This is a genomic window from Ekhidna lutea (genome assembly GCF_900188325.1).
GTDB classification, from domain to species: Bacteria; Bacteroidota; Bacteroidia; order Cytophagales; family Cyclobacteriaceae; genus Ekhidna; species Ekhidna lutea.
This window is the reverse complement of record NZ_FZPD01000007.1, coordinates 77,335-101,139: the sequence shown is the minus strand read 5'-3', so window position 1 is coordinate 101,139 and position 23,805 is coordinate 77,335. Positions and strand designations below refer to the sequence as shown.

Here is a 23,805-nt window from a genome sequence, read left to right as displayed (position 1 = left end):
AATTAGAAATGAGAAATATTTTTTCAGTATTTACTTTATTATTTTTTATTGGAGGTTTTGCACAATCAAAGCTTGATTTTGCAGTGACTGATCACAATTTTGGCGATATTCAGGAAGAGGGAGGACCTGCTGAATTCACGTTTCATTTTGTGAATACGGGGAATGAACCTGTTAAAATCACCAATGTAAAAGCTTCATGCGGTTGTACAACTCCCGGATGGACGAGGGAAGAGGTGATGCCAGGCGATTCGGGATATGTAAAAGCTAAATACAATCCGAGGAATCGGCCAGGGCGTTTCAGAAAATCATTGCGGCTTACAACTACTGATGCATCCTCTAATAGGACACTCTATATATCCGGTTTTGTGAAACCAAAGCCAAAAACTCCTGAAGAGGAATTTCCAATTTCAGCGGGAGATCTTAGATTGAAATATCGCGGATTAAATATGGGAAAGATTACTACTGAAAAGCCTATTGCAAAGACCTTTGATGTTTTCAATTATTCAGATACTACTGTCGTACTTAGCCCAGGTGCAATGACATTGCCCGAGCACATACAGGTTGAGTTAGTTCAGGAATTTCTCAATCCAAGAGAAGTAGGTCAGATTAAGGTAGTCTATGACCCCAATAAGAAAGCTGACTATGGTTTTGTTAGTGATAATATCAAACTTAACAGCCGCTCAGAGGAAAATTTGTCGGTTATGGCTGTTATCGAAGAGTATTTTCCCGAAATGACAGCAGAGGAATTGGACAATGCTGCGAAGCTAAACATCTCAGAACGATCTTATGATTTTGGAAAAGTAACAGCCGGCGTGGTTTTAGAGAAAGAATTTGAATTGATGAATGATGGTAACGATAAACTTGAGTTGCGTGCCGTTAAATCAAACTGTGGGTGTATTACCTACGATCTAAAAAAGAAAGGCATCAAAAAAGGGAAGAGTCAAACGCTCACAGTCTTTTTTGACACCTCAGAAATGCGTGGGAATCAATACAAATCGATTACTATTTACTCCAATGATCCAGTAGCTCCGACGCAAATAATTACCCTCAAAGGGAAGGTAGAAAAAGCTGATAATTAGGAGAAGAAATTATTCCTTCTCCCATTTATTGTTTTCTCTATTCACATCCGCCATATACCGGCTTTCATCAATTTCTATTGAAGTGATCTCACTGAGTGGAGTATCAATGGTAAATTGATAAGAAGGATGTGTCCATGACCAGTCAGGGAGCACAATTCGTTCTAATTCTGATTCATTCTCTTTTTCACCCCTCATCATTACAAGTGGTGCGTAATAAATTTTCTTGGTTCCATCAGCAAATGTTACATAAACGTCCATTGGCATTGGCATTTTGCCTTCTCGTTTCAATGTTACAGTTGTTTTTCCATCTGCTTCATTTACTGAATCTACGGCATAGTCAATTGTATGTGTTGTATTCACCCAATAGTCAAGGTACCAATCAAGTTCAAGCTCAGATTCCTTTTCAAAGACTCTGATCCAATCATACATGTCTGGATGTTTAAACCTCCATAGGTAATAATATTTCTTGAGAGCTGAGGCAGTAGCAGTTTCCCCAATGATATAGTTTAGTTGAGCCAAGGCCACAGCACCCTTTGTATAGGCGGCTAAGGAATAAGCAAAGTTTGTTGAGTAATGATCAGAATGAGTGCTCATTGGTTCCTCTTTACCACTATTAGCAAGGTATATGTAGGCCTTATATTTACTTCCCCAAGGGTTTTGGTTGTTATTTATACTAGCCATAGTTTTAGTCTCAGCATACTCCGTGAATCCTTCATCCATCCAGGCATAGTAGCTTTCATTTGTCGCTAGCAAGCCTTGATACCAGCTATGCAGTGCTTCGTGGATGGTAACTCCAAGTAAGCTGTTTATGGACCTGTGTCCAGTGATAAGAGTTGCCATCGGGTATTCCATTCCGCCATCTCCCCCTTGGATTATAGAATAGTGAGGATAAGGGTACTCCCCAAAGTTTTCTTCAATGTATTCAAAAGCCTGCACCGTTAGTCCTGGAAGTTCATTCCAGGCTTCCGTTTTGGCACCTTTTTGATGAAAGAAGTGTAGGGTCGGTCCACCGCTTACTTGAGCTGTAGTGTGCGTGTAATCCGGATCAGCAGCCCAAACAAAATCATGAACATTTTTTGCTTCAAATTTCCAAGTCAACTTCTTCCCTTTTCTTTTCACATTTACACCTTCATCCTCGTATCCATATCCTATTTCATTTGCATTTTGAAGTACTCCTGTTCCAGCGATGATATAATCCTTATCTATGGAGATATTCACTGTGAAATCACCCCATGGAGCGTAAAACTCTCTAGCGACATATGGATGAGCATGCCAACCTCTCTCATCATACTCGGCCATTTTAGGATACCATTGCGCCATGCTGTAGTCAATACCCTCAGCATTGTCTCTTCCACTACGTCTTATTTGAAGTGGTACCTGGCTTTGAAAATTCATATTTAAAACGGTTGAGGAACCGGGAAGGAGGGGCTTAGCTAAAATAACTTCTAGTACAGTTCCCTCAATTTTATATTCAGCTTCTTCGCCATCTTGATTCAGCGAAAGTACTTTATGGTACCCGATCTCAGAATTATCCAATTTTGATATCCGATCCCGCACCCGTGAGTCCGGGTCTTCGATGGTCCTGCTTCGTACATCCATCATGCTATTTGGCTGGAAAGCATTGAAATAGAGATGATAAAACACTCTTTTTAAGGTATCTGGACTATTATTAAAATAATTCAATGTTTGATTACCTGTAAATTGATGATTCTCAACATCGAAATCAATATCCATCTGATATTCTACTCGTTGTTGCCAATACTCCTGAGCGAATCCAGAAGACACGTAACAACCAAATAAAAGAAGGAAAAGAGATGTCTTAATAAAATTATATTTCATAACCGAAAATTAGTTAAACATTCCATATCCACTTTGGTTAATTAAATCGTATATTGATAAAGATATTAACCTGAAGAATATGGAGAAAATTTTAGACTTTTTTCTTCTGATCATTTTCGCTTTTGGATCTGCAATCCTCTTTACGTTTGCCGTAATTTGGAAGTTTATCCAGGCCATGTATCAGATTTTGTTATCTAAATAAACTACACGTCTACATTGGCGTATTTGGCGTTCTTCTCAATAAACTCTCTGCGTGGTGCAACTTCATCACCCATGAGCATTGAGAACAAGTGATCCGCCTCGGCAGCTGACTCTATTGTAACCTGCTTAAGACTCCTATGTGCCGGATCCATCGTGGTTGTCCATAACTGATCCGGATTCATTTCTCCTAAACCCTTATATCGCTGAACACTTACAGCATCTTCTTTGCCATTTGGAGCTACCTCTTTTACAGTCTTTACTCTATCATCTTCTGACCAGGCATACTTTTCGGTTTTACCTTTCTTTATTAAATACAAAGGAGGTAATGCAATGTAGAGATAGCCTTTTTCAATGAGTGATCTCATGTACCTAAAGAAGAAGGTAAGTATCAGTGTTCTAATGTGACTTCCATCAATATCCGCATCTGTCATGATGATGATCTTGTGGTAGCGAAGCTTGTCCATGTTAAGGGCTTTCTCGTCTTCCTCAGTCCCAAACGAAACCCCTAACGCGGTTATCATATTTTTGATCTCATCATTATCGTAGATTTTATGCTCTTGCGCTTTTTCTACGTTTAGAATTTTACCCCTTAGCGGAAGGATAGCTTGAAATTTTCGGTCTCTACCTTGTTTCGCCGAACCTCCAGCTGAATCACCCTCAACCAAGTAGAGTTCACAAACAGAAGGATCTTTATCGGAGCAATCAGCAAGTTTTCCCGGTAAGCCTGTGCCTGACAGGACATTCTTTCGCTGCACCATCTCACGAGCTTTTCTGGCCGCATGACGGGCTTGCGCAGCTATAATCACCTTAGATACGATCTGTTTAGCTTCCTTTGGATGTTCTTCAAGGTATTCGTTTAGTATCTCGCTCACACATGTGTCTACAGCACCCATCACATCGGAATTACCAAGTTTAGTCTTGGTTTGTCCCTCAAACTGAGGCTCAGCTACTTTCACGGAAATTACCGCTGTTAAACCTTCACGAAAATCATCTCCAGATATTTCAACCTTTACTTTATCCAAGAGGCCCGACTTGTCAGCATAACTTTTTAGCGTTCTTGTTAAGGCTCTTCTGAATCCGGATACGTGCGTTCCGCCTTCAATTGTGTTGATGTTGTTTACATATGAAACAACATTCTCCGTATAGGAAGTGTTATAACTCAGCGCTACTTCAACTGGAACAGCTCCTTTATCACCTATCATATAGATAGGGTCAGGGATTAAGTTTTCCCGAGTTGAGTCCAGGTAAGATACAAACTCAGAAAGCCCACCCTCTGAAAAGAATGTTTCTTTATTTGGTTCTCCTGATTCATCCAGATCCCTATGATCAATCATATGAATCGTGATACCAGCGTTCAAAAAGGAAAGTTCTCTAAGTCTGGAGGCAATTGTTTCTGAATTGTACTTATTGGCACTGAAAATATCCATATCCGGCTGAAAATGGATGACTGTCCCACTGATATCAGTAGTGCCAATTTCTTTAACTGGTTCCTTTGGTATTCCTGTGCTATACTCTTGCTCGTATATCTTACCATTCCTATGCACAGTGGCTACAAGTTTGGATGACAAAGCATTAACGCAGGAAACCCCAACACCGTGAAGTCCACCGGAAACTTTGTAGGTGTCCTTGTCAAACTTGCCGCCCGCATGAAGCACGGTCATTACAACTTCTAATGCACTTCTGTTTTCTTTCTTATGAATGTCTGTTGGAATACCACGACCATTATCGGTGACTGTTATGGATTCGTCTGTATTTATCTCTACTGTGATAGTGTCACAGTGTCCAGCCATCGCTTCATCGATGGAATTATCCACCACCTCCCAAACCATGTGATGAAGACCTTTTGTCCCAATGTCTCCGATGTACATTGCAGGTCTTTTTCTTACCGCTTCCAGACCCTCTAATACCTGGATATTACTTGCTGAATAATCTCCTTTTTTGTTTTGCTTATTTTCTTCCATGTGCAATGATTAAAAAACGCATTTTAAAAGCTAAAATCAAAGATTTTTGAATTTATGCAATTGGCTTTTGTGCGTTAGAAATGCAGTCATTTTTAAACCCTCAAATGTACTAAAAATATCACTACTGGTTAGGTTTTTGCTTAGCTAATTATTGTTAATATTTACACCTTTTATACCTGACCAATTATGTTAAATATTCAGCCTCTTTCTTCATTCATTTTATTAGTCGTTTCTTTATCGGCTTTCAGTCAGGAAAGCAATGTGCGGGAAAGAAAAGAAACGGGAATAAATGTTAATAAGAATACCTCCGAAACGGATAGTTTAACTGCCCAAAAAAGGACCTATGAAGAAAGATTAAAACGAGCGGAATTATTTAAAAAAAGGATGGCTCGGAATCCTAAAAAATTTATGGATTCTCTTAATAGTATAAAAAATGAAAAACTGAGAATCGAAGCATTACAACGTATTGAATCATATAAAATCAAATCCAAATCTGCAATTAATATCGAAAATTGACCTTTCGAATGCGCAGCTATCAGCACTTCCCAGGTTTGTTTTCGAAGCAAAGAATGTAGAAGTGTTGGTTTTGGACGGGAACAACATCTCGGAATTACCTCGAGATATCGATCAGTTGCATCAGCTTAAACGAATATACTGGCGAAACAATAATCTGGATAAGAGCAAAGTGAAACTCCCGAGATTAGAGGGTATTGAAAAACTTGATTTATCAAACAATAATCTAAATAAACTCCCTAAAGTTCATCGAATGAATGGAATTAAGGAGCTAGTACTTAGTCGTAATGAGTTTGAAAAAATACCGCTTTGGGGTTTATGGAGAATGAAAGAATTACACGAGCTTGAATTGAGCCAAAACCCTCTGAGGCTTGATAAAAGGTGGTACTGGCTCATTAAAGATTTAAAAGTTCTAAAAATCAATAAATGTGAGCTGGCCAGTATTCATCCATCATTATACAAAATGATGGAATTACAAGAGCTTCAAATTCAGGTAAATAAACTCAAAACTATTCCCTCAGGAATCTCAAACCTTCAGAAGTTGACTAAGTTTTCATTGTACAAAAACAATGTTGATCAGTTACCATCAGACATTTTTGATCTTAATAATTTGGAAGTTATCGACCTGTACTATAATCAATTGGAAAAAATTCCGCCTGAAATTGGGAGATTGAAGAATTTACATATCCTTTACCTTTCATTTAATAACCTATATGACATTCCCGCTGAAATTGGAGAATTAAAAGAGTTAGAGGAACTGTACATTCATCATAATAGAATTAGTGAACTGCCACAAGAGATTTCAAATCTTGAAAAGTTGAAGGTTCTTCATTTTCAAAACAACTATGTTCCACAATTTCCAAAGCAAATTTTGAATATGAGGAGTCTTCGAGATCTAGATATTTCAGATACCGACATTAGAGAAATCCCTTCAGAGATAAAACAGCTTGATCTTTCTACTTTCTATTGGAGAAATCTGGCAATAGATATCCAGAAACGAGATCAAATTGAAACAAAAGAAGCCTTAGGTGTACTAGCTGATAAGGGAACAAATGTTGTCCCAAGCCTCCAACTTTTAGGGATAACTGATGAGTGATTTAATTTAACTTCAAAAATTAAATTTTCTCCTTTAAAAAGTTCAATTTTGGCTGACCTAACCTTCGCGGATTATGAATCAGCTATTGAGACTTTTAGCGTTGATCTATTTTTTAAGCCCTTTTTTGCTAAAAGCGCAATTGGATCCCCAGGCTCCACAAACACCGAATGAAAAAGAGATTACAAAGACTGATGGTATATGGTTGGGGTTTTATACTAAATACCATTTCAACGATAAGTGGGCCTACTATGGCGAGTATCATGTAAGAAGAAAGAATGGGTTTAATGATATGGCTCAAATCTATTTAAGATTTGGTGCTACTTACACTATTGCTAAATATTTGGATTTCACTGCAGGCGTGGTGCTTCCTTTTTACTGGGCACCTAACCCAGAAGATCCAAAGGTCGACAACATTGTACCGCAGTATCGATTATGGCAGCAAGCAGTGCTGGCTACACCATTTGAACATATTAAGGTCTTTCATCAACTGCGGACAGAGCAAAGGTGGCGGAGGGCATATGAAAAAGATTCACCTTTTGAGTTGACGCATCGTTTTCGTTATAAACTCACTGTATATGTTCCATTGAATAAACCCGCATTTGAAAATCACACATTATTTGTGGCTTTCTACAATGAAATATTCATGCAGGCAGGCAAGTCAATTGTCTACAACCACTTTGAAGATAATCGGTCGTATGTTGGAATGGGATACAATTTGAGCGAGCAGTTTCAGGTTCAGGGAGGATACATGCTGTCATTCAGGCATAAAGGCTCGCCATTTGAGTATGAACAACGCCACATATTCAGACTAAGCGTGATCCACCACATGGACTTGCACCTGTATAGACACAGGGAAGAACGTCCGATTCCAATTCACTAATAGAGTCCGCTTGCAAGCATTACCAGTGTGCAGGCATTCAAGGTTTCTATTCCCTTATTTTCAGCTGCTTTTTGTAATGCGGAATTTTCTGCACCAGGGTTAAAAATGATCCTTTGTGGTGCTAGTGAAATAATATAGTTTTCCCATTCTTTCTGGTTTTGAGGGCCAATGTACATGGTAATGGTGTGAAGATTTTCAATCCCTGGCTTCTCTCTCAGATTTAAAATTTCAGAGCCAAAAACAACTCCTTTTTTTATACCAATTGGGATTATTTCATGATTATGTGAATGGAGTCTTTCGGCGGCAAGGAAGGCATATCTGCCAGGATTTGTTGTGGCGCCAAAAATTGCCGTTTTTTTACTCATTGGGTTTTGCTTTTGCTTTTTGTTACTGCATAGCCGATGTTCACTCCAAATAGAACAGGGAAGTGCACGGATGACTTGATTTCTCTATCAAAGTAATTATCAAGCACTTGAATAGGTTCATATTGCTTTTCAAATGAACGAGCTGACACACTTAAGCCTAGAAAAACATCTATAGTGATTCCTGAGGTTCCTACATCTTTCATCCATCGGCTACCAACAAACAAACCATACCCATATGAAGTTTCCACCAGATTTCCGAAACGACGTGGTTGTTGTATAATGAGCGTATCAAGATGATTTACCTGATTATTTTGATACTTGATGTTTACCTCATGTCCGAAGTAAAACATGCCCAGTTTGGAGTCTGCATGATAGAATTTTTGACGCAAATGGACTTTCACACCTCTTCTGTAGATTTGATAATCACCAATTTCGGTATCTGACTTGAAAAACGGATCGCGCAACAAATCGAACTGTACTTCATAGCCAAGTCGTTCTTGAATGTAATACTCAACTGCAACCGGTAGTTTTTCATCAAACAACCATAAAGGATTTGAACCAATAATAATTCCTCTATATTCATTTACTCTAGGGAGAAAGTAGCGCAATCCTCTCTTTTCAGGATGATAACTGGGTTTGTCAAGTGATTCCTTTTCTGTTAAATCATTGGTTATGCGGGTTTTAAAAATCGGTTTTTCATTTTCATAAATTGGGTGATAGGTACCAGCTATGGTTTCATCCGGATTATACAATGTCCATTCTCCAATTCTTTTATCGTTTTTTATCTGGCCCTTCATTTTTATGGTACCATCTGGGTAATATCCTGTATAGCTACCTTCACCATCTTCTAAGATTGCCTCTCCCTCAATAAATCCCTGATCACTATAATAATACCATGTTCCTGTTTTAGCTCCATCTTCAATGTTTCCCTTAGCTTTTTGGTTGCCGCTCGGATAGTATTCATTAAATTCTCCATCACCAACATTGAATTGTGCTTCCCCAAGCAGGTCACCTGTAGGGTAGAAAAGCTTCCAATAGCCGTCTTTCTGGTCATCTATTATGTTTCCTGATTGACTTAACTGACCATTTTCATGGAAATACTTCCATTTACCCTGACGAGCTCCATTTTTATATACGCCGGTTGCAGCCACCTCGCCATTCTTATGATAATACTTCCATTCGCCAGTTTTCAATCCTTCCTTAAATTCTCCTACGGCCTCAACCTCACCTGATTCGTAATAATAGGTCCATTCTCCGGTGCTTTTGTCATTTTTGTTTTGTCCCTCCATTCTGCGATCGCCGGAGGGATAGAATTCTGTATAAGAACCGGATTCATTCTCAATAATCGCCTGTGCTTTAAGTGATCCATCTTCATAGAAGTAATTCCAAATTCCGTCCTTTTTGTTGTTTATGTAATTGCCGTGGCTCTTCTCCCCATCATTTTCAAAATAAAACTTCCAAAATCCCTCTTTTGAATTACCGATGAGAACTCCTTCTGATTTCAGGTTTCCATTCTCGTAGAAATACTGCCATTTCCCAGATGGTAATCCACCCCTAAATCTGCCTGTGGCTTTTTTTCGCCCATTTTCATAGTAGTATGTCCATAAACTATCGGCCTTGTTGTTCTCATACCACCCATAGGTTTTTAATGAACCATTGAGATAAAAAGATTCGTAGGCTCCCTGAAGTGTGGAGTCTTTCAATGAAAAATGATACACCTCGCTCACCTTGGTGCTGTCGGCATCAAAATAATTCTTGCCTTGCTTGATCTGCGAATGAGCAAGCGTAGTTAAAAAGAAGAATGATATGTAACAGCTTAGTTTAAGCATGCGGACTTGCTAAGGCTCGTTTAAATTTTTGACCCCATTCGTGTGTTTCTTCAGTGCTCCAAAGCTCCGGATAAAAAATAATTCTTTGTCTGCGGGGAGGAAGATACTTCTGCCAATTCGTTCCTCCGGAGGCTTTGATCACTTCAGGGTCCCGTTGAAGGTACCTTGTAGCCGATTTTAAGTGTTGCAGTGGCCAGTCAACATTCGCTTTCTGGTCTAGCTTCTTCATTTCATGCCTGATATCTTCATTATCTTCATAATGTTCACTAAACTTTCGGAGAATATTACAAGATTTGAGTTGCTCGCCTAGCTGAATAAATTCTTGACTGTATTTAGCTTCAAATTGCTTCAGGGTAAGTGTTTTCTTCCCTGTTGCTAATTCTGTTGCGCCCGCTTTCCAGTAAAGTAATTCATAGAGTTTTTTGATATCCTCATTTGATTTCAACTCTTCTCTTTTATCAATATTTACGAGGTTGTGAAAGTCTGTAGAGAAAATCTCTAATTTCCTGTATTGTGCTGACTGGAAGCCACTAGCAGGTAGCAACGCCATCCTGAAGGCCAGAAACTGATCCTGATCCATGCCGTCAGTCATCACATCAAAAGAATCGATTAAATGGTCAAGGTATCTATTGACACGTTTTAGTCTCTTTAGAAATGTTTTTTCACCAATTGGGTCGGTAAAGGTGATTTGCTCCATTTCATTCAGGATCATTCTAAAATACAATTCGGTTACCTGGTGATATAAAATGAAGATTTTTTCATCCGGAATAGCAGTCCGTGGTGATTGTAGACTGAGGAGCGTGTCAAGATGAATATAATCCCAATAAGTCAGATAATCGGAGTATAATAGCCCATCCAAATAGCTGGATAAGTCCTGACCCATCGCCTCATATTTTTCTTCAAGTTTGGTGAGTTGCTTGATAATATTTTCGTCGATCTTCTTTTCGCTCATAGTTCTGTTTTTGTTGAATTATATGGTTGTAAATTTGGCCCAAAATTTTAACAACAGACATAAAACCCTACCTTCTGATGAGTGCCGAAAAGCGAAATTTTGTAGATGAATTTGAATCACCTGATTTTTATGCCCTGGATGATTTGCTTACTGAAGAGCATAAATTAATCAGGTCATCTGTAAGAGACTTTGTTAAAAAAGAAATCACCCCTTACATAGAAGATTGGGCAGAAAAGAATCACTTTCCTGAAGAAATTGTGAAAAAATTTGGAGAGGTAGGGGCCTTTGGACCCACCATACCGACCGAATATGGGGGCGGGGGATTAGACTATACCTCTTATGGTCTGATCATGCAGGAAGTTGAGCGTGGAGATTCAGGAATGAGATCAACAGCATCAGTGCAAGGATCTTTGGTAATGTATCCTATTTATGCCTACGGGTCTGAAGAGCAGAAGAAAAAATACTTGCCTAAGCTTGCTTCAGGTGAAATGCTAGGATGCTTTGGCCTCACAGAACCAAATCACGGTTCTAACCCTAGCGGAATGGAGACTCATTTTAAAGATAAAGGTGACCATTATCTACTCAATGGGGCTAAAATGTGGATTTCCAATTCACCATATGCGGATGTTGCTGTGGTTTGGGCAAAAAATGAAGAGGGGAGAATCCATGGACTGATTGTAGAACGTGGCATGGAGGGGTTCAGCACCCCTGAAACCCATGGAAAGTGGTCTTTACGAGCATCTTGCACAGGTGAACTGGTGTTCAGCGATGTAAAGGTGCCTAAGGAAAACCTACTACCAGGAAAGAGTGGTTTAGGAGCACCAATGGGATGTCTTGATAAGGCAAGGTATGGCATTGCATGGGGTGCAATTGGTGCAGCAATGGACTGTTACGATTCTGCTAAGCGGTATTCTCTTGAGCGAGTCCAGTTTGGTAAACCGATAGGAGCTTTTCAGTTGGTTCAGAAAAAGCTTTCGGAAATGCTTACGGAAATTACTAAAGCACAACTATTAAACTGGAAGTTAGGAAAAATGATGGATGAAGGTAAAGCCACTACATCGCAGATTTCAATGGCGAAAAGAAACAGCGTGGAAGTCGCATTAAATATTGCACGGGAAGCAAGGCAAATCCATGGTGGAATGGGAATTACCGGTGAATATCCAATGATGCGTCATATGATGAATTTAGAATCTGTGGTAACTTATGAAGGAACTCATGATATTCATTTGCTTATTCTTGGAGCTGAAATCACAGGAATTCCAGCATTTAAATAGTGTAATTGATTATAGATTATCATTAAAAGCTGCTTTCGGGCAGCTTTTTTAGTTTATAAGGTAAAAGTAGAGGGCTGATAGCAACACAAACATGACACCATGTGGTAGGATGACATGTAGAAAGAACAGAATCTTGAAAAATCGAAAAGTTCCTCCTTTTTTATGCGATTTTATCCAAGATTTTGTGATTTGAAAGTTGGCCAATTCTTTTAACTCTCCGCGCATATAACTTTCAATTTTGCCAATTCTAATATAGTGGGAATACTGGAATGATTTCCATGATGCGTCGATAACCCAAAACATGAGGCTGACCAGTGCGGCAAAAAGGATAACGAGCTTGTTTTCAGTAAATGCACTAGACCCGGCGATAAATCCTGCAACAGAAACGCTCCATGCTTTAATAGTGAGCGATTTGTTATCATAGTTTTCGATTTCAGACTGGAGGTGGAAGTACTCAGACTCCAGAAGTTTTTTGTCAAGTTCCATTGTACGAATATATGCAACCAGAAATCTACAAAGCACAAAAAAGGGTCCGATACTAACAAAAGCTTTTCGGACCCAACCAACTATCCTAAAGATAGATTTTTTGGAAACAATGTTTCCGGATTCTTAACCAATAAGAATTCGAGATTAAACACTTTTGGGATAAGGATCGATAGACGTGCTAATAATTTTTTTCAAAATACCCAGAAGTGGGTAGCGTTAGTAGCAATTTTTTTATCAAGTGATAATAAAATACCACTTTTAGGGGATTTACATTTGATATGTGGATGTCTAGTTTAGCTATTCAATCACTGAATAAATGAAAGTCACCACTATTTTACTTTTACTACTTTGTACTTGTGCCTGCGGAAGCAAGTTTAAAGCACATGTGAATATGCGCATTATGGTTCCAATAAAAGTCAGGGTTACAGAAGTGGATTTAAATGACCATTGGCCATTTAAGTCAACATTGGAAAAAGCTGATCCATATTTATCTGAATTGATTATTGAAACATCTAATCAATATCCATTGAATCAGGATGAGGGAAAAATAAGGTTAAATTCAGATCCTTTTCCCTCTTCGCTATTTAGCTGGATTTTTCCTCCAAGTTTTTTCACTAAAGTGTTTACTATTGATAAGCCAAGACCTGATGATGATTCACCAGCTGTGGGTGTTGCGCTAAGACGTTGAAATTTCCGAAAAATAAGCTCCTTATCTTCAGAAGAAAAGCCAGGGCCCTCATCACTAACAAATAGTTGGATAAGTTTATTTGAAGAAGTTAAAGTGAGCTTTATTTCAGACTTTATTGGAGAGAATTTGATCGCATTAGATAGTAGATTTTCGATAACCTTACTAAAATGCCGCTCACTTGTGGAAAGAACTATGTCCTCCTTGATATTGGATTTAATTGTCTGACTTTTCAGCTTAGCTTGTGGTGAAAACTCAAGAATTTTTAGCTCCATAAGCTGGCTGATATTGATTGGTTTGAACCGCTCACCAATATCCTCATTTTCAAACTTTTTAAGTGAAATCAATCTGTCTATCATTTCCACCCCGTCCTTGGCTATTTTTTGCATGATAGCACTTGATTCTTTTAGTTTTTCCTTTTCTTGCTTTACCATCATCTGGGAAAGGCTATTAATATTAAGTAGAGGCGATTTAAGGTCATGAGCCAGAACCGTCATTATTTGGTTTAATTCTTCATTTTGTTCGGCTACAAGTTCTTTTTGATTTATTAGTTCAGAAGTTCTTTGCTCTACTCTGTCTTCTAATTCATTATTGAACTCATTAAGTTCAAAACGTAATCGTTCATTTATTGTAATGGAATTGGTAAATCTCTTGGCTAAAACCATAGAAAGCGTAAGCACATAAATGAAAACCCCATATTGAATCGCAGGTGTTGATTCTATAATAAACTGACTGTTAAGTACGTCATGTATTGCGGCTAAAAAGGTAATTGTATATCCTATTAGAAGAATTCGAGCACCATTAAGGTTTCTGCTGGATGCAATAATCATGACGACTAATAGGTAAATACCCACCGTCATTGTGATGATCTGAAAAGGTAGAACGAGGTAATTAGAAATGGCAGGAGCAAATATCACCCCAAAGAGTCCGCCTAGAAAGCTTATAAAGGCAACAAGCGTATTTACCTTCTTTGATACCAGCTCCGGATAAAGCTCGCGAATGAACATCAGGTTCAATGAGCCTATAGTAAACAATGTTACATATGACATCTTTACCACAACGTGCCAAGGAGTTTCAGGAAACAAGTAAAGAATTGGTATATCTCCCTGAGACATTGAATGAACCAGAAGGCACAAACAAGTGAGCGAAAAGTAAAGGCTATAACGCTCTTTTGGTCTTAATATAAATAAAAAGAGGTGGTAGCACATGATGATCAGTATGCTCCCGAGAACTAGCATATTTATAATCGTTCGCTTCAGATGAGTGTCATAGAAGTAGTCAGCTTCAGCGACCTCAGGTGCGTACCATAACCCACCATTTCTATGTGAATAATTGGAAATATGTAAAATAATAGTAATGGTCTTTCCACTAAACTCTTGAGGGATTTGATAGATGTCCGTTTGAATTTTCGGCTCCTCTTTCGCTGGGTCTTTAGAAGGGTTGCCTACATGCCCTAAAAGGATGTCGTTCACATAAATGGAATATGCGATTCCGACAGGTCGTACATAAATTATGTAATCCTGATCCTTTTCAGATAGTTCTATTGTTTTAAAATAAGTTCCATACCCTTGTCCACTGAATTCTTCACCATCAACCTGAAATTGATTCCATGTGCTCGGTACATAGAGAGGTTCCCCTTGAACTTCAAATGTTTCCTCATATGAAAGAAATTGATTTAAAACAAGATTCCAGTCCCCATTCAATCTTGTTATTTTTTCACCCGCTATTTTGACTTGTGAAAGCCCAAGTAGAGGCAGTATATACATGAAAAAAGCTAAATACCTCAATCGCTATTCTATTTCGCAGGACTACCTGCCATGATCATCAATATTAGTAGGGGGATTATTGATGTACAAATAACGAACATTTATGGGTAGAAAATGTTCATTTTCGTTGGGTTAACACATTTCTAAGGTTAGTTCACATTCCCATCATATAAAACTCATTAATTCTTTAATTAGAACAACAAGATCCTTCTCAGCCATTTTTGCAGTAGCAATGATATCTTCAATATTGATTGGCTCTAAATTATCCGGATCACAGTAGTCTGTTAAAACGGAAATGGCAGAAACAGGAAGCCCCATTTGATTTGCAGCAATCACTTCCGGTACGGTGCTCATCCCTACAACATCTGCGCCTATCATTCTCAGGTATCGATACTCTGCCCGAGTCTCAAGGCTAGGGCCCACCACAGAAACATACACGCCTTTATTGAGTTTGATGCTATTCTTGGTTGCGATATCCATCAGCTGGCTGTTCATTTCTGAGTCGTATGGCTGGCTCATGTCTGTAAAGATCTGGCCAAATGCTGTAGCCTCATATCCTCGCAATGGATTGTCCGGCTGTAAATTGATATGGTCGTCGATGAGCATTAATTCACCTTTCTTCCAATTCAGATTCATGCACCCACCAGCATTTGAAATGATCAGCTTTTTTATGCCTAACATTTGCATTACCCTAACCGGGAAAACTACCTGAGCCATGCTGTGGCCTTCATAGTAGTGAAACCGTCCCTGCATTGCTACCACTTTTTTACCAGCAAGTGTTCCATATATAAGTTTCCCTTTGTGAAACTCAACTGTGGCGATTGGAAAATGAGGAATGTTGGAGTAAACAAATTCATGCTCTACTTCAATATCTTCTATGAGTGCTCCCAGACCTGTTCCAAGAATGATTCCCACATCAGGATTATCAAATCCTTTTTCTTTTAAAAACTTTACCGCCGTACTTACTTTTTCAATCATTTGCATATCAATATGTCTAGGTTGTCTTCAATTAAAGCATAAATTTCTAAATTGACCTGAAATTAATCAGACTCTTAGCACAATGAAAAGAATTCTATACCTGCTGGTATTTACTTGCCTATATTGTAACGCTCAGTCTCCAATTACATCCACTAAGATGCAGTTATTTGGAGATCACATATTCATCCAATTGAGCGTGGATGGATCGGAACCACTGGATTTTATTTTTGATACGGGCGATGGGCTTCCGGTAATAGATCTAGACGTTGCGCAAGAGCTTGGCTTGGATTTGGATCATGCTGCTTCCAAAACAAGCGCCCAAGGTGCAGTAAAAGGAGCTCTGATTGATCACAATACAATCGAATTAAATGGAATTGTACTTGAAAAAGATATTGAATTATATGCCACTAGTTTAAGGCATTTGGAAATGAGCATAGGTAAGAATATTGATGGTATTATCGGGTATGATTTACTTCATCATTATGTTGTGAAACTTGATTATGACCAGGGAATGTTTGAATTATATGATCAGCCTTCGTATGTGCATGAAGGATTCGGAGAGAGTTTTGAGTTTAAGTTGGATAATTATATTCCACATATTGAAGCCCAGGTGACACTGAATGATGGCGAAGTGCTTTCAGGTGAATTTTTTGTAAATACCGGAGCGGGGGCAACACTGGATTTCAACACAAGGTTTGCAGCTAAAAATGATATAATAGAACGAACTGGTGAGCACTTCTCCTATCCTGTTGCCGGCTTAAGTAATAAGGAAACAACCCATTATGAGGGTCGTGTTAGAAATTTCGGATTTGGAACGTTTGATTTTGAGAAAATGCCAATTGGAATTAGTACGGCCAAGCACGGAATACAACACAATAAAAAAGTAGCCGGAATAATTGGTAATAAACTTTTAAAGAGGTTTAACATAACTTTTGACTATTCCAGAGAGAAAATTTATTTCGTCAAGAATAGAAATATTGATAACGCTTTTAGCGTAAATGCAAGTGGCTTAAATCTCCAATTAAGCGAGGATATGAGCAAGGTCTTAGTTCATAAGGTTTATGATGCGAGTCCAGCCAAACTTGTAGGTATTGTTAAAGATGCAGAAATACTTCGTGTAAATGGAAAAGACATCAAAGCCTACGCATTGCCTGAGCTGCGAGATTTACTAGAACAAGCAAACAAAAATATCGAGCTCACTTTATGGCAGGAAGGGGAGGAGCAATCATTTACCCTGGATCTGGATCAATTGATTTAACATTACTTACTGATATCGTCAATGGCCTGGAATATAATGTTACAGGCTTTTTTTATTTCATCTTCAGTAATAATCAGAGGGGGGGCTATTCGCATAGATTTGTCATTAAATAAAAACCAATCAGTAACCACACCTAACTCTATAGCTCTATCAATTATAGGCTTTAGGATGTCATAGCTTTCAAATTCAACGGCCATCATCAAGCCTTTGCTTCGCACTTCTTTGATAAGCGGATGTTTTAGATATGAATGAAACAAAGCTTCCTTCTCAGCAACACCATCAAGTAAATGTTCATTTAGGATAGTCTCTAAAGTTGCTAATGCAGCGGCTGACGAAACAGGATGTCCTCCAAAAGTAGAAATATGCCCCAAGACCGGGTTGTCGGTAAAGACCTGCATGATTTCCTTGTCTGAAATAAAACAACCAATTGGCATTCCTCCACCCATTCCTTTGGCACTCACGAGAATGTCAGGTTTGATTCCGTAATGTTCAAATGCCCAGAACCTGCCGGTTCTTCCGAATCCGCATTGGATCTCGTCCAAGATCAGAAGTGTGTCTGTTTCATCACATTTACGCCTTAAAGCCTTCCAGTAATCATTATCAGCCTGTCTAACACCAGCTTCGCCCTGAACGGTTTCTATCACAACAGCGGCGATTTCTGATGTTATTTGATTTAATTCCTCCGACGATCCAAAATCAATGTGAGAAATGGCTGGAAGTAATGGCCTGTAGTTTCTTTTGAAGGATTCACTGCCTGTTAATGACAAAGCACCATGACTTGAGCCATGATAGGCATTGTTACAAGCTATCAGTTTGGACCTGCCTGTATATCTCTTGGCAAGTTTCATCGCTCCTTCAATGGCTTCACTACCAGAGTTAACCAGATAAACGGAGTTAAGATTATCTGGAAGTGTGTTTGTAAGCGCTTCGGCCAACTTTACTTGCGGACTCTGAACAAACTCTCCATATACCATGACGTGAAGGTGCTTATCTACCTGATCTTTTATGGCATCAATTACATTAGGATGTCGATGACCTACATTGGATACACCTATACCTGATATTAAGTCAATGTATTTCTTACCGTCTACATCCGTCATGTAAATTCCTTCCGCCGAAACCATTTCCAGGAGGAGGGGAGCATCAGATGTTTGAGCCAGGTGATTAAGGAAGAGCTGTCTTTGTGTAGGCATGCTACAAAGATGCACGACAAAAAAAACCGAGACAATTCATGACTCGGCTCTATTTCAGTTTTTTGATGGATCAGCCCTTTCTTCGAATAGCTTTTTTAGCCTTCTCAACAATATCACTCACGCCCAACCCATATTTATCAAGTAAGTCTTCAGGCTTACCACTTTCTCCGAATTGGTCATTGACAGCAACAAACTCCTGAGGAACCAGGTGATTTTTCACGATTGTTTGAGCGATGCTTTCACCAAGACCTCCTGCCATTTGGTGTTCTTCTGCAGAGACTGCACATCCGGTTTTTCTAACCGATTGAAGAATGGCTTGTTCATCCAATGGCTTTATGGTGTGAATGTTGATAACCTCAGCAGAAATTCCCTGATCTTCTAAAATGGCTTCTGCTTCGATTGCTCTCCAAACCATGTGTCCAGTTGCGAAAATTGAAACATCGCTACCTTCTATTAGCGTTATTGCTTTTCCTATTTCAAATGGCTGATCCTGCATGAACATAGGCCATCCGGGTCTTCCGAATCGTAAATAAACAGGGCCATGATGATCGGCAATAGCCATGGTTGCCGCTTTGGTCTGATGATAATCGCAAGGATTAATAACTGTGAAGTTTGGAAGCATTTTGGTCATTCCAATATCTTCAAGTACCTGATGAGTAGCTCCATCTTCCCCTAGTGTAAGACCGGCATGAGAAGCACATACTTTCACGTTCTTTTCGGAATAGGCTATTGATTGCCTTAGCTGATCGTAAACACGACTGGTGGAAAAATTTGCAAAAGTTCCTGTGAAAGGAATTTTTCCTGCAGTTGCCAAACCAGCAGCAATTCCCATCATATTAGCTTCTGCTATTCCCACCTGGAAAAAGCGGTCTGGAAATTCCTTTTGAAAAGCATTCATTTTTAGTGATCCTGTGAGATCAGCGCATAAACCCACAATCTGAGGGTTTTTCTTAGCTGCTTCGAGTAGACCATCACCAAACCCCGAGCGAGTATCTTTTTTGTCTGTATATGTAAGCTTAGTCTTCATTCTTTGGGTGTGAAAGGTTTCAAATTTCTAATTAGGGTATTTTAAAGTATCTCAAGCCTTAATATTTCTTAATTAATGCTTGTCGTGCCATGACTAGTAGTCTCCTATTGTTTCTTCAAGTTGACTCAAGGCATCAGCAAGTTGTTCGTCATTAGGAGCTACTCCGTGCCATTTGTGAGTGCCCTCCATGAAGTCCACGCCCTTGCCCATTTCTGTAGTCATTAAGATCATAATAGGTTTTCCTGATCCGGTTTTCGATCTGGCTGCTTCAATTGTTTCAATTAACTCGCTGAGGTTATTCCCATCGCACTCAAGCACATCCCATCCAAAAGCATCATATTTAGCTTTTAAATTACCTAAACTATTAACTTCCTCAAGCGGCCCGTCAATTTGCTGGCCATTGTAGTCTATAGTAGCAATCAAGTTGTCAACTTTATTATGAGCAGCAAACATTGCTGCTTCCCATACCTGGCCTTCTTGCTGCTCTCCGTCACCCATAAGTATAAAAACGTTCCGATCATCACCATCGAGTTTTTTCGAAAGCGCCACCCCAATAGCTGCTGATAAGCCCTGACCTAGTGATCCGGATGCTATTCGCACGCCTGGCAGCCCTTCCTCGGTAGCCGGATGACCTTGAAGCCTTGAATCAAGTTTTCTGAAAGTTGAAAGCTCTTTAACATCAAAAAAACCAGCTCTAGCAAGTGTGCTGTAGAAAACCGGTGAAATGTGCCCATTTGATAGAAAGAAAACATCCTCTCCTTTCCCTTCAATATTGAAAGAGGAATCATATTTCATAATATGATTGAAAAGAGCCACAAAGTATTCAGTACATCCAAGAGAACCACCAGGATGTCCTGAGTTAACAGCATGCACCATTCTGACAATGTCACGACGTACTTGCGAGCAGATGTTATTTAGGCTTTTTAGGTCAGGATTAGACGACATAGGAATTTTTTTGAAGGGGCAAATGTAAGACCGTTTATACAAACGTGTAACCATTCATGGGCACAATATATCCGTCCTTTTACGTAAATGTTAACAACTATACGTCGATAAATAGCTTAATCGACCCTATGAATATGGTTATTTCTTTGATAAACGGACTTGGATCACTTAATTTTAGGCTGATTTTAACTATTTATCAACAAAAAAAGTAACGTATGAAGAGGATTTTACTACTTACTATGTTGTTCTCTTTTGCTATTACCTCGGTATTAGCACAGAGAACAGTTGCTGGTAAGGTCACCGATGATTCGGGTGAGGCTTTACCAGGCGTGAACGTTGTGATTAAAGGCACAACAACCGGTGTGACTACAGATTTGGACGGTAACTACCGTATTTCTGTGGAAGACGGTGCTACTCTTGTATTTTCTTTCGTTGGGTTTACAACTCAGGAAGTACAAGTTGGATCTAGAACCACTATTGATCTTTCAATGGGAGGAGCTACAGAACTTCAGGAAGTTGTTGTAACTGCCCTTGGTCAAGAAAGAGATAAAAAGGCTTTGGGTTACTCAGTACAGCAGGTTGATGGAGAAAGCATTTCTCAGACTAAGGAAACTCACTTAGTGAATGCGCTTCAAGGTCAGGTTGCCGGAGTTCAAATCCAGGGTTCACAAAGTTCATTGGGTGGATCTTCAAGAATCACTATTCGTGGAGCAAACTCTTTCCTAGGTAACAACCAGCCACTTTTCGTTGTAGATGGAGTTCCAATAGGAAACTCTGATTTCTCATCAAACTCTCAGCAAAGAGGTTTCGGTGGAGGATCTACTCCTTATGATTATGGTAACGCAATTTCAGACATTAACCCGTCAGACATTGAAAGTATGAGTGTACTTAAAGGTACTGCTGCAACTGCTATTTATGGTGTAAGGGGTGCAAATGGTGTAATTGTAATTACAACCAAAAAAGGTCGTCAGAGAAAAGGAATTGGTGTATCAGTTAATTCTGCTGTGACTTTTGATAAAGTACAGAACCTAATTCCTCATCAGCAAACTTATGGTGGTGGAGCAATTGCTGTGGATCCAACTACTGGAAATCCAACTCAAAGTGGGTTTGTAGAATTCACTGAAAATGGCACTGATTATTTAGCGCCAGTATATGCTAAGGATGGTTCTTGGGGGCCAAAGTATGATGGATCACAAGTTCGTCACTGGGATTCTTGGGATCCTAACGCCTCTAACTATGGTGAAACAAGACCTTGGTCAGCTCCTGCAAACGGATACGAAGAATTCTTCGAAGTTGGGAAAACATGGACAAACTCAATTGCTCTTGAAGGAGGTAATGAATTAGCAACATTTAGATTAGGTTATACTAATCTAGACCAGTCTGGTACACTACCTAACTCAGGACTACAGAGAAATACAATTAGCTTGAACGCTACTGTTAACCCAACAGACAGACTATATGTAACTGCATCTGCAAACTTTGTAAACCAGGCTACCAGCGGTAGAAACGTAACTGGTTATAACAATGCTAACCCAATGCAAGGATTTAACCAGTGGTGGCAAACAAACCTTGATGTTGAGAGACTGAAAAACTATGAAATGGTTGACGGTACTCAATATGTATGGAATGCGATAGGACCTGCGGTAGATGGTTCAGGTAACTTGATTTCGTTTAATGAGTCACCTCAGTTCTTCGACAACCCTTATTTCGTAAGAAATGAGTACTTGCAGGAAGATGATAAGAACAGATTGTTCGGAAACATCGACGTAACATATGACATCACTGATTTCTTAACTGTTAGCGGTAAGGCAATGAGAGATGGATACCAGTGGGATTTCCAGGAAGGTGTTCCTAATGGAGGAATTGAGCAGTCAAGATATACTGAGACTTACCGAAGCTTCAATGAAACGAACTTCCAGCTGCAAATGAACTTCAATAAGCAGTTCGGTGACATTTCTGTTAACGCAACGCTTGGAGGAAACAGAATGAAGCAGGAGCAGACATTTACTCAGTTCACTACAAATGGTGGATTGGCACTAGATGGATTCTATCACTTGTCTAACTCAGTTGAGCCTGCAACTTATACGCCAGGTACTAACTTGAGAGAAGAAGCAATTAACAGTACATACATGCTTGCTTCAATTGGATTCAGAGATCTTTTATTCTTCGATGCATCAGGAAGATGGGATTGGGCTTCAACTCTTCCAACTGAAGAAAATCCATTCTTCTACCCTTCAGCGTCTACAAGTTTTGTATTCTCTGAACTACCTGCATTTGACGGTAGTGTAGTGTCTTTCGGTAAAGTAAGAGTAGCATATGGTAAGGCGGCAAATGCGCCAGGTCCTTACAGACTTGCGACTACATTTAGCCCACAGTCTCCAAACTGGGGAAGCGCGTCAAGATTTGCAGTTCCAAATTCTAGAAACAATCCTTTATTAGATCCAGAAACTACTACTGAGATTGAAATTGGAGCTAATGTTAATTTCTTGAACAACAGAGTTGGTTTTGATGTGGCATACTATGACAGAGAAACTGTCGATCAGATTTTCAACGTGGATATTTCTTCATCTACAGGATACACGTCTCGTGTGATCAATGCAGGTACAATGAAGAACTCTGGAATTGAGCTTACATTAAATGGAACTCCAATTCAATCAGGAGATTTCAGATGGGATGTGAATTTGAACTTTGCTACGTATAATAACGAAGTTGTTGAGCTACACCCTGATGTTCAGAGTATTGGACGAGGTGGTACTTGGGCTGCAGAGCTTAGAATTCAGGAAGGATTCCCTTACATGGGTATCTGGGGAGCTGACTTCATCAGAGAAGACTATGAAGTACTTGAAGATGGATCAGTAAGAAACGAAGGTGAGGTTGTTATTGGAACAAATGGATTCCCTATCGGCCGAACTAGTAGATATTTCTTGGGATCAGCAATTCCTGATTACACTGGTGGATTGAGAAACACGTTCTCTTACAAGGGTATCCGAATGGGTGTGTTGATTGACTTCCAAAAAGGAGGATCCATCCACTCTACTTCACTACAGTGGGCTACATACTCTGGTATGACAGAGGAAACTGTATTCCAAAATGGAGTTGATATCAGAGAAAACGGACTAGTACTTGACGGAGTAACTGAAACAGGTGAGCCTAACACAGTTAACGTTCCTGCTCAGACATATTATCAGAGCTACTGGTGGCTTGCTGCTACACCAAACGTGTACGATGCAAGCTTTGTGAAACTAAGAGAGGTTAACCTTTCTTACACACTTCCTGCAAGCGTAATTCAGAATACACCATTCAACTCTGTTTCAATAGGTGCATTCGGAAGAAACCTTGCACTTCTTAGCTCGGAGATCCCTCACTTGGATCCACAGGTGATTACTGGCGCTGGTAACGATCAAGGTCTTGAGAATGCTCAGGTACCTCCTACCAGATCTATTGGATTCAATATTGGATTGAAGTTTTAATTAAGTAA

At 39.4% G+C, this 23,805-nt stretch carries 19 protein-coding genes; 8 read left to right on the top strand and 11 right to left on the bottom strand.

Annotated features, from left to right (window positions below; all coding sequences use genetic code 11):
• Window positions 1-8: 8 nt before the first annotated feature.
• Entirely contained in the window at window positions 9-1,079 is a 1,071-nt protein-coding gene (locus tag CHB71_RS18035; RefSeq protein ID WP_089358361.1) for a DUF1573 domain-containing protein, read from the top strand.
• A 9-nt stretch (window positions 1,080-1,088) separates the two neighbouring features.
• On the opposite strand, the gene CHB71_RS18030 is transcribed toward CHB71_RS18035, so the two are convergent.
• Window positions 1,089-2,918 (bottom strand): M1 family metallopeptidase, encoded by a 1,830-nt coding sequence (locus CHB71_RS18030; RefSeq protein WP_089358360.1) that lies wholly within the window; start codon window positions 2,916-2,918, stop codon window positions 1,089-1,091.
• 79 nt (window positions 2,919-2,997) lie between these two features.
• Here CHB71_RS18030 and CHB71_RS19115 point away from each other — a divergent pair, with 79 nt between their 5' ends.
• A complete protein-coding gene (locus CHB71_RS19115) occupies window positions 2,998-3,120 on the top strand; it encodes a hypothetical protein (protein ID WP_262485934.1) in 123 nt (40 codons plus the stop codon).
• 1 nt (window position 3,121) lies between these two features.
• Here the strand turns inward: CHB71_RS19115 and gyrB are convergent, their stop codons facing one another.
• Window positions 3,122-5,080, bottom strand: coding sequence for a DNA topoisomerase (ATP-hydrolyzing) subunit B (gene gyrB, locus CHB71_RS18025; protein WP_089358359.1), 1,959 nt, complete (start codon window positions 5,078-5,080; stop codon window positions 3,122-3,124).
• Window positions 5,081-5,266: 186 nt separating this feature from the next.
• Here gyrB and CHB71_RS18020 point away from each other — a divergent pair, with 186 nt between their 5' ends.
• The 3 genes from CHB71_RS18020 (at window position 5,267) to CHB71_RS18010 (ending at window position 7,569) form a co-directional block, all read left to right on the top strand.
• The gene (locus CHB71_RS18020) at window positions 5,267-5,596 is read left to right on the top strand and encodes a hypothetical protein (RefSeq protein WP_089358358.1); all 330 of its coding nucleotides are present in this window, start codon (window positions 5,267-5,269) and stop codon (window positions 5,594-5,596) included.
• On the top strand, window positions 5,547-6,689 hold the full coding sequence (locus tag CHB71_RS18015) for a leucine-rich repeat domain-containing protein (RefSeq protein ID WP_089358357.1): 1,143 nt from the start codon (window positions 5,547-5,549) through the stop codon (window positions 6,687-6,689). The genes CHB71_RS18020 and CHB71_RS18015 overlap by 50 nt, the downstream gene beginning before the upstream one ends.
• A gap of 73 nt (window positions 6,690-6,762) precedes the next feature.
• Window positions 6,763-7,569 (top strand): DUF2490 domain-containing protein, encoded by an 807-nt coding sequence (locus CHB71_RS18010; RefSeq protein WP_089358356.1) that lies wholly within the window; start codon window positions 6,763-6,765, stop codon window positions 7,567-7,569.
• Here CHB71_RS18010 and CHB71_RS18005 read toward each other — a convergent pair.
• Genes CHB71_RS18005 through CHB71_RS17995 form a run of 3 tightly spaced genes read right to left on the bottom strand, consistent with a single transcriptional unit; the run spans window position 7,566 to window position 10,715 of the window.
• Window positions 7,566-7,934: a CoA-binding protein gene (locus CHB71_RS18005; RefSeq protein WP_089358355.1), complete on the bottom strand. Its 369-nt coding sequence runs from the start codon at window positions 7,932-7,934 to the stop codon at window positions 7,566-7,568. The genes CHB71_RS18010 and CHB71_RS18005 overlap by 4 nt on opposite strands.
• A complete protein-coding gene (locus CHB71_RS18000; RefSeq protein ID WP_089358354.1) occupies window positions 7,931-9,763 on the bottom strand; it encodes a toxin-antitoxin system YwqK family antitoxin in 1,833 nt (610 codons plus the stop codon). Before CHB71_RS18000 ends, CHB71_RS18005 begins: the two co-directional genes overlap by 4 nt.
• Window positions 9,756-10,715 carry a tryptophan 2,3-dioxygenase family protein gene (locus CHB71_RS17995; protein ID WP_089358353.1) on the bottom strand — a complete coding sequence of 320 codons (960 nt, stop codon included), beginning with the start codon at window positions 10,713-10,715 and terminating at the stop codon, window positions 9,756-9,758. The genes CHB71_RS18000 and CHB71_RS17995 overlap by 8 nt, the downstream gene beginning before the upstream one ends.
• Before the next feature lie 77 nt (window positions 10,716-10,792).
• Between CHB71_RS17995 and CHB71_RS17990 the strand changes: the two genes are divergently transcribed.
• On the top strand, window positions 10,793-11,989 hold the full coding sequence (locus CHB71_RS17990) for an acyl-CoA dehydrogenase family protein (RefSeq protein WP_089358352.1): 1,197 nt from the start codon (window positions 10,793-10,795) through the stop codon (window positions 11,987-11,989).
• Window positions 11,990-12,037: 48 nt separating this feature from the next.
• On the opposite strand, the gene CHB71_RS17985 is transcribed toward CHB71_RS17990, so the two are convergent.
• The 3 genes from CHB71_RS17985 to CHB71_RS17975 all read right to left on the bottom strand — a co-directional run bounded on the left by CHB71_RS17985 (window position 12,038) and on the right by CHB71_RS17975 (window position 15,904).
• Window positions 12,038-12,475: a hypothetical protein gene (locus tag CHB71_RS17985; RefSeq protein ID WP_089358351.1), complete on the bottom strand. Its 438-nt coding sequence runs from the start codon at window positions 12,473-12,475 to the stop codon at window positions 12,038-12,040.
• 531 nt (window positions 12,476-13,006) lie between these two features.
• Window positions 13,007-14,926: a sensor histidine kinase gene (locus CHB71_RS17980; protein ID WP_089358350.1), complete on the bottom strand. Its 1,920-nt coding sequence runs from the start codon at window positions 14,924-14,926 to the stop codon at window positions 13,007-13,009.
• Window positions 14,927-15,091: 165 nt separating this feature from the next.
• Window positions 15,092-15,904, bottom strand: a complete 813-nt coding sequence (locus tag CHB71_RS17975) for a purine-nucleoside phosphorylase (protein WP_089358395.1) — start codon at window positions 15,902-15,904, stop codon at window positions 15,092-15,094.
• Between the two features lie 82 nt (window positions 15,905-15,986).
• On the opposite strand from CHB71_RS17975, the gene CHB71_RS17970 reads away from it, so the two are divergent.
• A complete protein-coding gene (locus CHB71_RS17970) occupies window positions 15,987-17,162 on the top strand; it encodes a retropepsin-like aspartic protease (protein WP_089358349.1) in 1,176 nt (391 codons plus the stop codon).
• A 2-nt stretch (window positions 17,163-17,164) separates the two neighbouring features.
• On the opposite strand, the gene CHB71_RS17965 is transcribed toward CHB71_RS17970, so the two are convergent.
• The 3 genes from CHB71_RS17965 to CHB71_RS17955 form a co-directional block, all read right to left on the bottom strand.
• Window positions 17,165-18,355 (bottom strand): aspartate aminotransferase family protein, encoded by a 1,191-nt coding sequence (locus CHB71_RS17965; protein WP_089358348.1) that lies wholly within the window; start codon window positions 18,353-18,355, stop codon window positions 17,165-17,167.
• 70 nt (window positions 18,356-18,425) lie between these two features.
• The gene (locus CHB71_RS17960) at window positions 18,426-19,382 is read right to left on the bottom strand and encodes a transketolase family protein (protein ID WP_089358347.1); all 957 of its coding nucleotides are present in this window, start codon (window positions 19,380-19,382) and stop codon (window positions 18,426-18,428) included.
• Window positions 19,383-19,475: 93 nt separating this feature from the next.
• Window positions 19,476-20,327, bottom strand: coding sequence for a transketolase (locus CHB71_RS17955; RefSeq protein ID WP_089358346.1), 852 nt, complete (start codon window positions 20,325-20,327; stop codon window positions 19,476-19,478).
• Window positions 20,328-20,542: 215 nt separating this feature from the next.
• On the opposite strand from CHB71_RS17955, the gene CHB71_RS17950 reads away from it, so the two are divergent.
• On the top strand, window positions 20,543-23,797 hold the full coding sequence (locus CHB71_RS17950) for a SusC/RagA family TonB-linked outer membrane protein (protein ID WP_089358345.1): 3,255 nt from the start codon (window positions 20,543-20,545) through the stop codon (window positions 23,795-23,797).
• The last annotated feature ends 8 nt before the right edge of the window (window positions 23,798-23,805 follow it).